At 64.7% G+C, this 12,886-nt stretch carries 17 protein-coding genes; 5 read left to right on the forward strand and 12 right to left on the reverse strand.

Annotation, left to right across the window (positions count from 1 at the left end; genetic code table 11):
* Window positions 1-10 precede the first annotated feature (10 nt).
* Window positions 11-781, forward strand: coding sequence for an SGNH/GDSL hydrolase family protein (locus VFH65_RS10925; RefSeq protein WP_353321370.1), 771 nt, complete (start codon window positions 11-13; stop codon window positions 779-781).
* Here VFH65_RS10925 and VFH65_RS10930 read toward each other — a convergent pair.
* A complete protein-coding gene (locus tag VFH65_RS10930; protein WP_353321371.1) occupies window positions 778-1,143 on the reverse strand; it encodes a DUF732 domain-containing protein in 366 nt (121 codons plus the stop codon). The two genes, VFH65_RS10925 and VFH65_RS10930, sit on opposite strands and share 4 nt — an antisense overlap.
* A gap of 22 nt (window positions 1,144-1,165) precedes the next feature.
* Between VFH65_RS10930 and cmaA1 the strand changes: the two genes are divergently transcribed.
* A complete protein-coding gene (gene cmaA1 / locus VFH65_RS10935) occupies window positions 1,166-2,047 on the forward strand; it encodes a cyclopropane mycolic acid synthase CmaA1 (protein WP_353321373.1) in 882 nt (293 codons plus the stop codon).
* A gap of 4 nt (window positions 2,048-2,051) precedes the next feature.
* Here the strand turns inward: cmaA1 and VFH65_RS10940 are convergent, their stop codons facing one another.
* From VFH65_RS10940 to VFH65_RS10955, 4 genes are all read right to left on the reverse strand, one after another.
* Entirely contained in the window at window positions 2,052-2,615 is a 564-nt protein-coding gene (locus VFH65_RS10940; protein WP_353321375.1) for a hypothetical protein, read from the reverse strand.
* A gap of 67 nt (window positions 2,616-2,682) precedes the next feature.
* Window positions 2,683-2,868 carry a hypothetical protein gene (locus VFH65_RS10945; protein ID WP_353321377.1) on the reverse strand — a complete coding sequence of 62 codons (186 nt, stop codon included), beginning with the start codon at window positions 2,866-2,868 and terminating at the stop codon, window positions 2,683-2,685.
* Window positions 2,869-2,878: 10 nt separating this feature from the next.
* Window positions 2,879-3,349, reverse strand: coding sequence for a hypothetical protein (locus VFH65_RS10950; RefSeq protein WP_353321379.1), 471 nt, complete (start codon window positions 3,347-3,349; stop codon window positions 2,879-2,881).
* 8 nt (window positions 3,350-3,357) lie between these two features.
* Entirely contained in the window at window positions 3,358-4,158 is an 801-nt protein-coding gene (locus VFH65_RS10955) for a nuclear transport factor 2 family protein (protein WP_353321380.1), read from the reverse strand.
* 105 nt (window positions 4,159-4,263) lie between these two features.
* Here VFH65_RS10955 and VFH65_RS10960 point away from each other — a divergent pair, with 105 nt between their 5' ends.
* Window positions 4,264-4,659, forward strand: coding sequence for a hypothetical protein (locus VFH65_RS10960; protein WP_353321382.1), 396 nt, complete (start codon window positions 4,264-4,266; stop codon window positions 4,657-4,659).
* Here VFH65_RS10960 and VFH65_RS10965 read toward each other — a convergent pair.
* Both VFH65_RS10965 and VFH65_RS10970 read right to left on the reverse strand, forming a co-directional pair.
* Entirely contained in the window at window positions 4,656-5,117 is a 462-nt protein-coding gene (locus VFH65_RS10965) for an SRPBCC family protein (protein ID WP_353321384.1), read from the reverse strand. The two genes, VFH65_RS10960 and VFH65_RS10965, sit on opposite strands and share 4 nt — an antisense overlap.
* A complete protein-coding gene (locus tag VFH65_RS10970) occupies window positions 5,114-6,103 on the reverse strand; it encodes an esterase family protein (protein WP_353321386.1) in 990 nt (329 codons plus the stop codon). Before VFH65_RS10970 ends, VFH65_RS10965 begins: the two co-directional genes overlap by 4 nt.
* 164 nt (window positions 6,104-6,267) lie before the next feature.
* Here VFH65_RS10970 and VFH65_RS10975 point away from each other — a divergent pair, with 164 nt between their 5' ends.
* Complete coding sequence (locus tag VFH65_RS10975) at window positions 6,268-7,404, forward strand: aromatic ring-hydroxylating oxygenase subunit alpha (RefSeq protein WP_353321388.1); 1,137 nt, start codon at window positions 6,268-6,270, stop codon at window positions 7,402-7,404.
* 7 nt (window positions 7,405-7,411) lie between these two features.
* On the opposite strand, the gene VFH65_RS10980 is transcribed toward VFH65_RS10975, so the two are convergent.
* Window positions 7,412-8,620: a lipocalin-like domain-containing protein gene (locus VFH65_RS10980; RefSeq protein ID WP_353321390.1), complete on the reverse strand. Its 1,209-nt coding sequence runs from the start codon at window positions 8,618-8,620 to the stop codon at window positions 7,412-7,414.
* Between the two features lie 92 nt (window positions 8,621-8,712).
* Between VFH65_RS10980 and VFH65_RS10985 the strand changes: the two genes are divergently transcribed.
* Window positions 8,713-10,170, forward strand: a complete 1,458-nt coding sequence (locus tag VFH65_RS10985) for an aldehyde dehydrogenase (RefSeq protein WP_353321392.1) — start codon at window positions 8,713-8,715, stop codon at window positions 10,168-10,170.
* Here the strand turns inward: VFH65_RS10985 and VFH65_RS10990 are convergent.
* The 4 genes from VFH65_RS10990 to VFH65_RS11005 form a co-directional block, all read right to left on the reverse strand.
* On the reverse strand, window positions 10,162-10,575 hold the full coding sequence (locus tag VFH65_RS10990) for a MaoC/PaaZ C-terminal domain-containing protein (RefSeq protein WP_353321394.1): 414 nt from the start codon (window positions 10,573-10,575) through the stop codon (window positions 10,162-10,164). The genes VFH65_RS10985 and VFH65_RS10990 overlap by 9 nt on opposite strands.
* The gene (locus VFH65_RS10995) at window positions 10,572-11,042 is read right to left on the reverse strand and encodes an FAS1-like dehydratase domain-containing protein (protein ID WP_353321404.1); all 471 of its coding nucleotides are present in this window, start codon (window positions 11,040-11,042) and stop codon (window positions 10,572-10,574) included. Before VFH65_RS10995 ends, VFH65_RS10990 begins: the two co-directional genes overlap by 4 nt.
* Before the next feature lie 53 nt (window positions 11,043-11,095).
* Complete coding sequence (locus tag VFH65_RS11000) at window positions 11,096-11,509, reverse strand: nuclear transport factor 2 family protein (protein WP_353321396.1); 414 nt, start codon at window positions 11,507-11,509, stop codon at window positions 11,096-11,098.
* Window positions 11,510-11,522: 13 nt separating this feature from the next.
* The coding region (locus tag VFH65_RS11005; protein ID WP_353321398.1) for an AMP-binding protein at window positions 11,523-12,886 on the reverse strand (1,364 nt) is incomplete at its 5' end.

Consider the following 12,886-nt stretch of genomic DNA (forward strand, 5'->3'; position numbering starts at 1 on the left):
AGTCGCCGTTGTGGCGGGTTTCAGCCGATACGTTGCGATCGGAGATAGCCAGACCGAGGGGCTCTGGGACGGCGACGACTCGGTGGGGCTGGTCGGATTCGCCGATCGGCTCGCTGCGATCGTCGACTCGCACTATCCCGGTCTGACCTACGCCAACCTCGCGGTGCGCGGCAGGCGGATCCGCGACGTCATCGATGAGCAGCTTGCTCCGGCACTGGCCATGCGCCCCGATCTCGTCACGGTGTGCATCGGGATGAACGACGTGACCCGGCCGGGCCCGTATTTCGACACCGCGCTGGCCGAGCTCGACGAGCTCAACGCCCACCTGTCGCGATCCGGGGCGACGGTCGTGACGACGACGTTTCCGGATCTCGCCCAGATCCTGCCCATCGGCCGGGTCCTGGCGGCACGAGTGAGGCGGATCAACGGCGTGATCCGCACGGCTGCCGATCGGCATGGATTCCGGCTCGTCGATCTTTACGGCGCGCCGTCGATGACCGAACCGGACACCTGGAGCACCGATCGCGTGCACGGATCGACCAAGGGCCACATTCTTTTCGCCGAGGCGGCGGCCGAAGCGCTCGGTTTGCCTGGTAGCAACCATGATTGGGCGCACGCCGGCGGCGGCAAACGACGGACGCCGCTGCACTCGCTGGCCTATTCGCAGTTGCTGTGGACGCACAACATGTTGATGCCGTGGCTGTGGCGCTATGCCCGCGGACGCTCCGCCGGGGACGGCCGCAGTCCCAAGCGACCGCGGCTGGAGAGCTTGGCCGCCTAGAAGCCGAGGATCGACAGCGGAATCGGCAGCTCGCCGCCTCCGATCGACGACACCGCTGCCGGGCAGAACATCGAAATTGCGATACCGGTGAACATGGTGGCCGGGCCCAGTGACATACCGCCGACGTCGGCGACCCGTGCGGCCGCATCGGCGGCGGTCTGACCGGGCTCCGCAAGCATTGGGCACACCTGCTGCCCCAGCGCGACGGCACTGGCCGGATCGGCGGCTCCCACCCCGGCCTCTGTCAGCGCCCCAAGAAATGCGTCCTCGACCGGTTCGGCCTGAGCAGGCGCGGCCAGGGCCATGGCCCCGGCCAGTACACCGCCGGACACAAGGACGGCCATGGATTGTCTGCGCAGCATCGGTGAATCGTACGCTGTCACGATGCCGAAACCGCCCGAGGACGCCGATGGCCTGAAACCGCACTTCGAGGACGTACAGGCGCACTACGACCTGTCCGACGAGTTCTTCCGGCTGTTTCTGGACCCGACGCAGACCTACAGCTGCGCGTACTTCGAGCGCGACGACATGACCCTCGAGGAAGCGCAGATCGCCAAGGTCGACCTGGCGCTGGGCAAACTGGGTCTGCAGCCAGGCATGACGCTGCTCGACGTCGGCTGCGGCTGGGGTTCGACGATGATGCGCGCGGTCGAGCGCTACGACGTCAACGTCGTCGGCCTGACGCTGAGCGAGAACCAGCGGGCCCATGTCGAGACCGTCTTCGCCGAATCTGACAGCCCGCGCACCAAGCGGGTGCTTCTGCAGGGCTGGGAGCAGTTCAGCGAGCCCGTCGACCGGATCGTCTCGATCGGCGCGTTCGAGCACTTCGGCCACGAACGCTATGACGCGTTTTTCGCGATGGCCAACAAGGCGCTGCCCGGCGACGGAATCATGTTGCTGCACACCATCACTGGACTGCATCCCAACGAGATGGCCGAGCGGGGCATGCCGCTGTCGTTCAAATTCGCACGGTTCCTGAAGTTCATCCTCACTGAGATCTTCCCCGGCGGGCGGCTGCCGTCGATACCGATGGTCGAGGACCGCGCGACGGCAGGCGGTTTCGCGGTGACACGGGTGCAGTCGCTGCAACCGCATTACGCCAAGACGCTCGACCTGTGGGCGGCGGCGCTGGAGTCCCACAAGGACGAGGCGATCGCGATCCAGTCCGAAGAGGTCTACGACCGCTACATGAGGTACCTGACCGGTTGCGCGGACATGTTCCGCGTCGGCTATATCGACGTCAACCAGTTCACGCTCGAGAAGTAGCGCCTCAGATACCGGTCCAGGCCCCGTCGATGCTGTCGGCCACGTCGATGACCTTCGCCTTCTGCGACTCGGGGCTGTCGATCTCGCCGGAGACGTGGGCGGCGATGAACCGTCTGATCTCGGCGTCGACGCCGCCGATGATGCGCACCACCTCCGCGCGAAGGGATTTGGAGGTGACGTGGATGGCGATATCGGCCGGACGGGGCTTTTCGAAGTCGAGGATCAGCAGTAGCGGCCCGGCGGCTCGCGCCGTGGCGCGCAGGGCGATCTCGCCGTAAACCATGAATTTCGGCTTGTCGATCCGCAGGTCGACGACCAGTTCGATCTCGAGCGGAATCCGGATGGAAAAGGTGATCAGCTCGCCGACTTGGCGCGTCACCCGGGGATCCTGGATCCGAACCTTCGCACTGACTTTGGCGATCTTCCCTGGCCCCTGCCCCATCGGGCCCATTTCGAACGCATCCCCCGCGATGGCGGCGATCGCCCCGCCCACCCGCTCCTCGGTCACGGCGATCTCGAAGAACTTGCGGCCGAACTCTTCGTAGGTCATGTAGTCATCGGCGTGCATGGTGCTGTTACCGTCTCACGTCCGTGCGGGCTGCTGACGCAACGGGGCCGAATCGAACACGCCGCGGCTAGCGGCCGTCCGTGCCGCCGCGGGCTTCGGCGCCGGTCTCGCCGACGTCGAGTGAGTCGTCTGAGGCGGTCTGCCCGACGTATGTGCCGTCGTCGCCACCGCTCTTGCCTGCGCGCGAGCCGGCGACGTTTTCGTCCTGGTCGACGTCGTATTCGGAGTCGTCGTCGGAGTTTCGGCGGGTCATGCCGACGGGTTTACCCGCTGCCGACGTGGTCAAACTGCCGGTCAGCGGACGAGCGGCCCGGAACTAGCTTCAGTGCAAGGAGTCCGAGGATCACCACCGATAACGCGGGGATGCCGTACAACACGATGCCCAACCCGGCGCCGATGGTCGACCCGCTGAGTGCGGACGCGACGACGAAGACGGTGACCACCCAGCTGAAGAATCCCGTGATCAGCATGATCGCCACGGCAACGGCCAAGCTGCGGGCCCAGCCGTAGTTGCGGTAACCGGTCACGGTCAGCACCGCCACCGTCGGGAGTCCGAAGATGGCCGCGGCCTGCCAGGCTCCATCCAGCGTGCTCATCCGTCCCACCGACGGCAGGATCAACAAGGCCGCCAGTACGGCGGTGACCAGCACGCCCGCGAGCGCAATCCTGTGTGAGTCAATGTGCCGCATGTCTGCCGGGTTGCCCAGCGCGCGCGGGGCGAAACCTGACGCCATCGGCGAGGTCAGTCGTGATCACTGAAGTAGCGAATCCTTTTGATCGCAAACGGCTTCGCTGCGACCTCTGCAGCGAGGATGTCGCGGTGCCCGTCGCGATCCAACCCGACGACGAGGTGGTGACCAGCACCGATCAACTTGCGGGGCCGCCCAGTTGCCAGGCGATCCAGCAGATCGCTGGCGCTCAACGGGGTGTCGTCGCCTGCGGTGATGCGCGCCCCTTTCGTCAACCGCCGCCGCACCGCGACCTCATCGCCGGCCCGCGCGTCGGTCAGGAACTCTCCGAAGCGCCGCTTGCCTTGCGACCCGGTGCCGCGAAACCCGCTGGCAAATCCCAACGTGCCGATGAGTCCCTGGTTGAGCAACAGGCCTTTCGACAGCTGCAGACCCGCGGGCACCGATCGGACACCACTGCGCAGAAACTGGCCGACCATCGACGGTAGCTCCCAAAAGGCGTACAGCGCAAAGATTTTCAAGTCCCCGCCGTCGTTCTGTAGGTCGTAGCGCAGATAGGCGGGTATCCGCATCGTCAAGCCCGACAGCATCTCCACCTCGAGGCCCAGGTCCCGGATCACCGTCGAGCCGACCACGATATCGGCATCGCGGTGGAATGTAATGTCGCGCGGGCCGATGAACGTGTCGTAGAACCGCGTGATGGCCATCCGCCCCCGGTGCGGTTGGGAACCGACTGGATCCTCTATCCGCCCGCCCGGCGCGAACAGGCCCACCCAGCCCTCGCGGTCGTGTGCGCCCGCCGCGGCCGGGGATCGTTCGACGGCCGCCAGCATGTCGGCGCGTGAGAAGGTCATACGGTCTCCTACCACTGAAACCTCACCTCAGTCGACTACTTCGCCGCGCGCAGGCACACTGTGATTACCGCATTGATGCGGTGTAGGTGTGAGGAGGAACCGCAAATGAGCAGCAACGGGCCTTTCGGGATCGACCCCGAAGAGTTCGATCGCGTCGTCCGCGAGGCGGGTGAGGGGCTTCGCGACGCCCTCGACGGGGTCGGCAGGTTCTTCACCACGTCCGGTGAGCGGGCAGGCTGGGCGAGCATCTTCGACGAGTTCTCACGATCCTCTCGGGTCAGGCACGAACCGGAGACGACGGGCGAGACCGGCGACGGCGTGTGGGCCATCTACACCGTCGACGAGGACGGCGGCGCGCACATCGAGCAGGTCTACCCCACCGAACTGGATGCGCTTCGCGCGAACAAGACCAACACCGATCCGACCCGCAAGGTGCGGTTCCTGCCATATGGCATTGCCGTCAGCGTGCTGGATGCGTCGGATTCGGAAGAGTCGCTCTAGCGCTCTTCGAAGACGCGTCGGAGACCCGACAGCATCGCGATGTGCGCCTTGATCGCCTCGCGGGTGGTGATGGCGGCCAAGGGTCGCGGCGCGGTGATCCGGACGCGTTCGGTGACGTCGGTGCCGGCATCGGCGTGCTCGAACGTCACGGTGCTGCAAAGTCGCACTCCGGGAAACTGATGCGCCTCGGCGATGACGTCTCCTGTCGCGGGTACGCTCAGCCGCGCGGTGTAGCCGGTTCGTAAGGTGAACGGCCCCACCGGAATCCGATCGTGCACCCGATATGTCTGCACGTAACCGTCTGAGGTCGTTCGCCGATCGGTGGCGTGCACCGCGACCACCAGAGGGTGCACCTGTTCGATGTTGTTCAGGTCGATGTAGAAATCGCGTACCTCGCGCGGCGGCGCGGGAATGTGTTCGGTGAGAGTCCGCTCCGTGCAGGCGATCCACCAACTCACTGCGCGGTGACCGTCGCGCCCAGCGTCCGCAGGATGTCGGGTTTCATCTGCTGCAGCTGCTGGCCCGAATGCCCCCAACTGTGGATGCCGCCAGGGAAGCTGAAGACGGCGTTGTTCCCGCCCGCTGCGATGTAGGCGTCGGCGAAAGCATGGTTGGAATCGATCGCGAAGCCTTCCAGGAACCCGAGCCCTGCGATGGGTGCGTCGGGGCTGGCCAGCGCCGGGTCGACGAGGTTGCCGTCTCCGCAGTAGATCCAGAGTCGGGTGCCGTTGGCTGCTAGCCTGCCTGCCTGCACGGTGGGATCGTTGCGGGCCCAGGCAGGGTCACCTGGCGGGCCCCACATCGCCTCACGGCTGAAGCCGCCGTTCCACATCATCGCGATACCAACCTGCCCAGGGTCGGCCGAGAGGTTCAGGAAGCCCGAAATGGATCCGGCGTAAATGAACTGCTGCGGGTGGAAGGCGGCGAGAATCAGCGCCGACGATCCGCCCATCGAGAAGCCGACGATGGCGTTGCCGGTCGGGCGCACGTCCTTGTTGGCCGCCAGCCAGGTCGGCAGTTCCTGGGTCAGGAAGGTTTCCCACTTGTAGGTGTAGGTCTGGCCGTTTCCGACCGCAGGCGCGTACCAGTCGCTGTAGAAGCTGGATTTGCCGCCAACGGGCATGACGACCGACACTCCGGACCCGGAGAACCAGTCGAAGGCCTGGGTGTTGATGTCCCAGCCGTTGGCGTCCTCCCCGGCCTCCATGCTGTCGAGCAGGTAGAGAGCCGGTGTGTCCGGACCGCCGCTGGTGAATTCGACGCGGATGTTGCGGCCCATTGCCTGCGACGGCACCTCGAGTTGTTCGACCGCCACGCTCGAGTACGCCACCGCCGTCGCGGAACCGCCTGCGGCGCCGACGAATCCAGGTAGTGCCGCCGCCATAATCGTCGCTACCGTCAATCGCCGGATCCAGCCAGCTGACTTCCTCGCAACGAACGCCATCGCCGCCTCCCCATCGCAACACGGCCCCGACCTTCAGCGGAGAATACGCCGCACGCGCTCGCCACCTGCGAGTTTTCACGGGATTTGACGATGCTGAACCAGCGATGTCTATTATTATAAAAACAACGAAATGGCTCCGACCATTCAACAGCCCGGGATCACTCATGGATCGTGACCTGCTTATCGACCTCACCCGCCGCGCACTCAAGCTCGCGCGGGACAAGACGACCGACATGATGCCGTCGGAGTACTCCGTGCGCGCGGACAGCTACACGTCAGGCGAGCGTCACGCGCTCGACATGGCGATGCTGATGGCCAGCCCTCAACTGGTCGGCTATGCGTCGGAACTCCCAGGGCCCGGGACGTATTGCACCAAGACGGTGATGGGCCGGTCCATCGTGATGACCCGGGTCTCGGACGGAAGCGTGCGCGCGTTTGACAACGTGTGCCTGCACCGGCAGTCACGAATTGTGACCGATTGCGGCAGCGCCCGACGGTTCGCGTGTCCGTACCACTCCTGGACCTACGACCTGGAAGGCAATCTGGTCGGCGTGCCCGGCAAGGAGGGATTCCCGCAGACACATTCGGGCCCAGCACGATTGACTGAGTTGCCCGCCACCGAATGCGCTGGTTTCCTGTGGATCTCGCTCGACCCGAGTCAGGCGCTCGACATTCGCTCGTACCTCGGTCCGCTGGCCGACGAACTGGACTCGTGGGGTATCGGCCGGTGGTCCCCACTGGGTGAGAAGGTGCTCGACTGTCCGATCAACTGGAAGCTCGCAATCGACACGTTCGCCGAGAACTATCACTTTGCGACGGTGCACAAGATGACGTTCGCGACGATCGCCCGCAGTAACTGCACGGTGTTCGATTCATTCGGTCAGCATCACCGATTGGTGTTCCCCCTCAACGGAATTCTGGACCTGGAGGACGTACCCGAGGAGCAATGGGACCCATTGCAGAACATGGTGGTCATCTACGCGCTGTACCCGAACATCGTGCTGTCGGCGACGATCGCCAATGGCGAGCTGTTCCGCATCTATCCGGGCGACGTCCCCGGCCGTTCAATCACCGTGCACCAGAACTCGACTCCGCTGGATCTATCCGACGACGCCACCGCGGCGGGCGCGGCGGCGGTCTTCGACTACGCACACGCCACTGTGCGCGACGAGGACTACGCACTGGTCGAGCATTTGCAGGCCAACCTCGAATCGGGCGCCCGCGAGCATCTGGTCTTCGGACGCAACGAGCCGGGCCTACAACACCGCCACCAAACCTGGGCTGCCGCGGTTAACCGCTGAAACAAGGTCAGTCTCGGCGACGTTCGTCGATGAGCCGTGCCACCTCATCTCGCTCGCCGGGGCCCGCGGCTGCCAGCACGTCGACCAGCTCCCAGTCCCGGTACAGCGCCAGCGACCGCTCGTAGAAACCGAATCCGCTCACCGGCTTCCCGCGTAGCGTTCCGCGATACCGGTACGGGCCTTCCATGTATTCGATCGGCAAGGCATGCGCCGGCGCCGCCACCAGCGGTTCACCGGTCAGGTCCATGTCGAGCTTGCGTGATGTGACCCGATGCCGGTCCGGCATGTACCGCGCCGTCGATGGTGGCGGTACCAACGTCCGTACCGTCTCAGGCCAGCGTACGTAGCTCAAGACCTCGACCTCGATGTCCCCGGCATACTCGGCGTCCTCGCCGGAGTCCATCGTTGCTCCTGAGAATGGTTGTAGCGCATTGCGATCCGACCTGTCGAACTGCCGCCAGATGCTCAGGTCGATGCCGTTGTCGAGGTTGATGGTGCGCCATTCGTGGGCTCGGGAACGCATGTCGCCCGTCGATCCACCGCTATTGGCGACAAGCGGGAACCATTGCCGGTCAACGTGACCCGCGCTGCCGGAAACGGACTCCTCCAGGGCGCCCCACCGAAGCGTGCCGGCCATGCTCATGCCGGTCTGAAAGTACGAGTATGTCTCGGCCTGCCCGAAGCACTCGATCTTGCCGTTGTACGTCGCGGCGCCCAGCGGAACCGGCGGACGCGACGGCGTCACGTGCAGGTCCAGAGCCATCTGCCGGCCAGCATGATCGGTGCCGACCAACACGACGTCGTAGGTGTACGGCACCAATTCGTCGAGGCTGTCACGTCTTGTGCGCCACACCGCGGTTCCCGCGCCACTCTCGTACGTCATGTCGAGGTGACTGTCCGCCGCGGTCAGTTTCGGGGTTGCTCCTGGCTGCAGATTGGCGGGAGGCATGTCGTAATCGGTGTACGTCGCGTACGTCCCGCCGTCGAGGTCGAACAGCGCGAATGTGTAGAAGTCGGCGACGATGCTCTGGCCAGGGCGGTTCTTATTGAAGATCGTGAGAAACGCGAACTTGCGGCCGCTGTCGCCGGCTAGTTCTCCGGCGAGAAACCAGGTGTCGGACTCGCAGTGCGGATGGTTGGCCTCGGCGCCCGGAAAGCGGAACTGTTCGTCGTCGGGCACCAGCACGAAGGGATAACGACGCCAGTCTTCGCCCACAGTCACTCCGTCTGCCCAGTCAAGCGCTTTTTTGCTATGTTAGCAGTAATAGCGACTTTAGCGGCGCGGCTGTCCTATGAGGAGGCACCGGCATGAGATCACTTGCCTACGACGAGCTTTTCATCGGTGGACGATGGCAAGCACCGGCGACGAACAGGCGGATCTCGGTCATCTCCCCGCACACCGAGGAGCCGATCGGGGAAACACCGGAAGCTGCTCCCGAGGACGTCGACAAGGCCGTCGCCGCCGCACGGGCCGCGTTCGATGAGGGACCGTGGCCGCGCCTGAATCCGTTGGAGCGGATGGAGAAAGTCGAGAAGCTCGCCGCGGTCTACACCGGCCATATGGACGAGATCGCCGACCTCATCACCGCCGAGATGGGCTCGCCCCGCAGCTTCAGCAGGACGGGTCAGGCGGCCGGTGCGGTCGCGCAGATGCACCTGACCCTGGCGACCGCGAGGGAGTTCCCGTGGGTGGAGCGACGGCCGGGCTTGTTCGGGGAGGTTCACGTCCGTCGTGCCCCGGTCGGAGTCGTCGGCGCCATCGTGCCGTGGAACGTGCCTCAGTTCCTCATCATGCCGAAGCTGATCCCTGCGCTGATCGCGGGTTGCACGGTCGTGGTCAAGCCTGCGCCCGAAACCCCGTTGGACGCAATGTGGTTGGCCGAGATGCTCGAGGAGATCGACCTGCCCGAAGGCGTGGTGTCGATCATTCCCGGTGGACGCGAGACTGGAGAAGCCCTTGTCCGCCATCCCGGCGTGGACAAGATTTCGTTCACCGGCTCCTCTGCGACCGGCCGGCACATCGCGACACTCTGCGGTGAGCAGCTCAAACGGGTCAGCCTCGAGCTGGGTGGAAAATCGGCGGCGATCATCCTCGACGACGCCGACATCGACCACACCGTCGCCAGCCTGAAGACGGCGAGCTTGATGAACAACGGCCAGGCATGCGTGGCGCAGACCCGCATCCTTATCAGCGAACGCCGCCACGACCAGGTCGTCGAGGCACTCGCGGAGATGATGTCCGGCCTGCACGTCGGTGACCCCGCCGACGAGGCGACCGACATCGGACCGCTTGTCGCGCAACGTCAGCAGCACCGCGTGCAGGGCTACATCCAGGCAGGCGTCGACGAAGGCGCGCGCATCGTGCTCGGCGGCGCCGACACACCGCATGAGCGTGGCTGGTATGTACGGCCGACGCTGTTCACCGACGCGACCAATGACATGAGGATCGCGCGAGAAGAGATCTTCGGCCCGGTGCTGACGGTGCTCAAGTATTCCGATGAGCGCGACGCCGTCCGGATCGCCAACGACAGCGACTACGGGTTGGGCGGTTCGGTGTGGACCGCAGATATCGCGCACGGCTTGGAGATTGCCGAGCAGGTTCGCACCGGCACCTTCGGCATCAACATGTACACCCTCGACACCACATGCCCGTTCGGTGGATTCAAGAACTCCGGCATAGGGCGCGAGTTCGGGGCCGAGGGACTGTCCGCATACGTTGAATTGCAATCGACGGTGAGCGCGGGCAAGCTACCGGAGCTAGCCTGACAGTTCGACGGTCACCTCTGCAGGGCAGCACAGTTCGCCGTGCTGGTTGTAGATGGCGATCTCCAAATCCACCAGAGCGCGCGATGCTTCATGGCGCTTGCCGACCACGCGACCGCGCCCGACCATCGAGTCGCCGGCGTAGATCGAGCCGAGAAGCCGTACCTTACGACGAACCACCCGGCTGTGCGGTCCTGCCCATTCAGTGGCCATCCGGTCCGCGAAGCCCGCAAGGTGCATCGTGTTGACGAAAATCGTTGGGTGCCCGTGGCTTTGGGCGTACACCCTATCGAAATGCCAGGGCACGTAGTCCCAGGTGGCCCCGGCGTTCATCACCACGCGTTGGTAGCTGATGTCGTCAACCGTCTCAGGAAGATCGCTTGCCACCACGACGTCATCCCACTTCATGAGTCGACGGGGGTGTAGCGGAACAAGGTGTTCCGGCTCGTGGCTACAGGTGTCTCCTCGGCGCGGTAGTAGGTCTCGAGCGTCTCCACGAAATGCCCGAGCCCGAGACGTGATTTCTTCTCCGGCGAGACTGACGCCACTTCCTCGACCACGCTGAGCCGGTCACCTTCCAGGATGGGGGTCAGAAACTCGGTGTCGTTGGAGGCGTTGATGATCGCGGTGCCAGGCAGTGGAACCCGGATCGCGATCGAAGCCGTCGGCGATTCACCCGTGGGCACCCAGGGCGGAGGCATCAGCAGTCCGATGAGCAGTGCCGGTGGTGCGACGAGGCCACCCCAGGCCTGCTGTGCGAACTCAGCGTCCCAATATGACGGGTTTCCGTCGCGCACCATCGCCGCGAAGTGCTGTATCCGGGCCGCACTCACCACCGATCCGGCGTACCTCGGCGCGGTGCGCATGCCAACCATGCGCAAGGCGTCCTCGTAGGTGCCGAACGCGAACTTGTAATCGATATCGGTGCTCACACCGGCTGCACGCTATCTCTCGGCACAAGATCCCACTTGAGCTCTCGCGACGTGAAATACCAATCCCCGCGCTCGTAGATCAGCTGGTCTTCGAATGTGCCGGTCGCCCTTAACCCGTTGTCGCAGAACAGTAACGCGACGCATCGCTGATGCGCGTCGACACCGTCGACGGTGATCTCATGGTCGACTGTCACCAGTCGCCGGTCTTCGCCACCGTCGAAGGCGTCGCGCAGGTTTTCGAACCTCTCCCCCGCCCGCGTATACGAGGCCCCCGAGTGGCGGAAGGTGGTGATCCAGCCGGCGAGGTCTCCACTGGAGTACGCCCGGTTGTGTCGCGCCGTCAGGTTGAGGATCGCCGCGCGGCCGGCAAGCCCGTCGAGCACGTACTGCTGTTGGTAGGTCATGCTCATTTGCGCATCTCCTCTATCGACTCAACACGTAGCCGTGGGCTTCGCGGTCCCAGGCGCCGGCACCCAGTCCTCTGCTGCGCAGTAGGTCCTTGCGGATTCGCCCGATGATGTTCTTGGGGATCTCGTCGACCACTTCCAGATACCGCGGAACGCAGAAGTACGGCATGCGGGACGAGCAGAAATCCAGCAGTTCGGAGAAATCCACCGCCGCGTCTGGCCGCAACGTCACGACCACGAGGATGTCGTCCTCCCCGAGCTCGCTCGGGACGGCCACCGCAGCGGCTTCAAGGATGGCGGGATGCCGCATCACCGCCCGCTCGACCTCGACGGACGAGACGTTCTCGCCGCGTCTGCGCAGCGAGTCCTTCACCCGATCCACATAGGTCAGATTTTGGTCTTGATCCAAGATGCCGAGGTCCCCGGTGCGAAACCACTCCGGATGCGGTTGGACTAGCAGCCCCGACCTGTCGGGCGCCGACGACACATACCCCTCGCTCATCGCATGCGCTGTCCGCGCCCGGCAGGCGATCTCTCCAACCATACCCTCAGGTACGGGTTGTCCCTGTGAATCGAGGATACGCACATCAAACGCGGGATTGATCCGGCCCGATGTCCCCGGCACCCCCTGATCAGACACCGATTTGTAGGCAATCGGGAACGCTTCGGTCAGCCCGTACATCGTGACGATGCGGCAGCAGTACCGCTCCTCGATGTCGCGGTACATGTCCGCTGATATCGGTGCCGCGGACAGGAAGCGAATCGGCAGTTCGGCATCACGCGGATCGGCCGGCTGGTTCCACAACATCGACACCATCGCGCCGGCTCCGGCGAAACCCGCTGCGCCGCACTCGCGTATCTCATCCCACACCTCGTCGGGGTGAAATCCGGCTGCCAGCACACTGGTACCGCCGACCAGCATGGGCGCCAGCACCGTTGGCGCGGCGCTGAGATGGAAAAGCGGCATCGCGGTCCACAACACGTCACCCGAACCGAACTCCCACGCCGCCGCGACGGCGGCCGCCGCGCGAAACAGGTACCCCCACGTCGTGGCGACAGCTTTCGAGGGTCCTGTGGTCCCCGAGGTGAAGAACAGCGCGCCGATGTCGTGTTCGTCGAGCGGCGCCACATGAGGCGGTTGCGATGAGGCGTGGCGAAGCCGCTCTGTCAGTGAATCCCCTAGGACAAGGGTCGATCTCAGGGTGAGAACGCCGTCGGCGATATCGTCCAGACGAGGGTGGCGCTCCTTGTCGGTGATGACCACCTTGGCCTTTGAAAGTTGCAGTGCATGCAGCAGGAATTCGCCCTTGTTCGCCCCGTTCACCGCGGCGGTGATAGCGCCGATCCGTGCCGCGCCGAGCCAGAAATACACCCACTCCG

Origin of the sequence: Mycobacterium sp., assembly GCF_035697385.1 — a bacterium.
Taxonomy (GTDB): Bacteria; Actinomycetota; Actinomycetes; order Mycobacteriales; family Mycobacteriaceae; genus Mycobacterium.

Excerpts from the sequence above, each read along its gene's own strand:
- VFH65_RS10985 (WP_353321392.1), top strand. The coding sequence starts at position 8,713 with ATGAGATCACTTGCCTACGACGAGCTTTTCATCGGTGGACGATGGCAA.
- VFH65_RS10970 (WP_353321386.1), bottom strand. The coding sequence starts at position 6,103 with ATGGCGTTCGTTGCGAGGAAGTCAGCTGGCTGGATCCGGCGATTGACG.
- VFH65_RS10960 (WP_353321382.1), top strand. The coding sequence starts at position 4,264 with ATGAGCAGCAACGGGCCTTTCGGGATCGACCCCGAAGAGTTCGATCGC.
- VFH65_RS11000 (WP_353321396.1), bottom strand. The coding sequence starts at position 11,509 with ATGAGCATGACCTACCAACAGCAGTACGTGCTCGACGGGCTTGCCGGC.
- VFH65_RS10950 (WP_353321379.1), bottom strand. The coding sequence starts at position 3,349 with ATGGCGTCAGGTTTCGCCCCGCGCGCGCTGGGCAACCCGGCAGACATG.
- VFH65_RS10975 (WP_353321388.1), top strand. The coding sequence starts at position 6,268 with ATGGATCGTGACCTGCTTATCGACCTCACCCGCCGCGCACTCAAGCTC.
- cmaA1 (WP_353321373.1), top strand. The coding sequence starts at position 1,166 with ATGCCGAAACCGCCCGAGGACGCCGATGGCCTGAAACCGCACTTCGAG.
- VFH65_RS10990 (WP_353321394.1), bottom strand. The coding sequence starts at position 10,575 with ATGAAGTGGGATGACGTCGTGGTGGCAAGCGATCTTCCTGAGACGGTT.
- VFH65_RS10995 (WP_353321404.1), bottom strand. The coding sequence starts at position 11,042 with ATGGTTGGCATGCGCACCGCGCCGAGGTACGCCGGATCGGTGGTGAGT.
- VFH65_RS10940 (WP_353321375.1), bottom strand. The coding sequence starts at position 2,615 with ATGCACGCCGATGACTACATGACCTACGAAGAGTTCGGCCGCAAGTTC.
- VFH65_RS10930 (WP_353321371.1), bottom strand. The coding sequence starts at position 1,143 with ATGCTGCGCAGACAATCCATGGCCGTCCTTGTGTCCGGCGGTGTACTG.
- VFH65_RS10955 (WP_353321380.1), bottom strand. The coding sequence starts at position 4,158 with ATGACCTTCTCACGCGCCGACATGCTGGCGGCCGTCGAACGATCCCCG.
- VFH65_RS10945 (WP_353321377.1), bottom strand. The coding sequence starts at position 2,868 with ATGACCCGCCGAAACTCCGACGACGACTCCGAATACGACGTCGACCAG.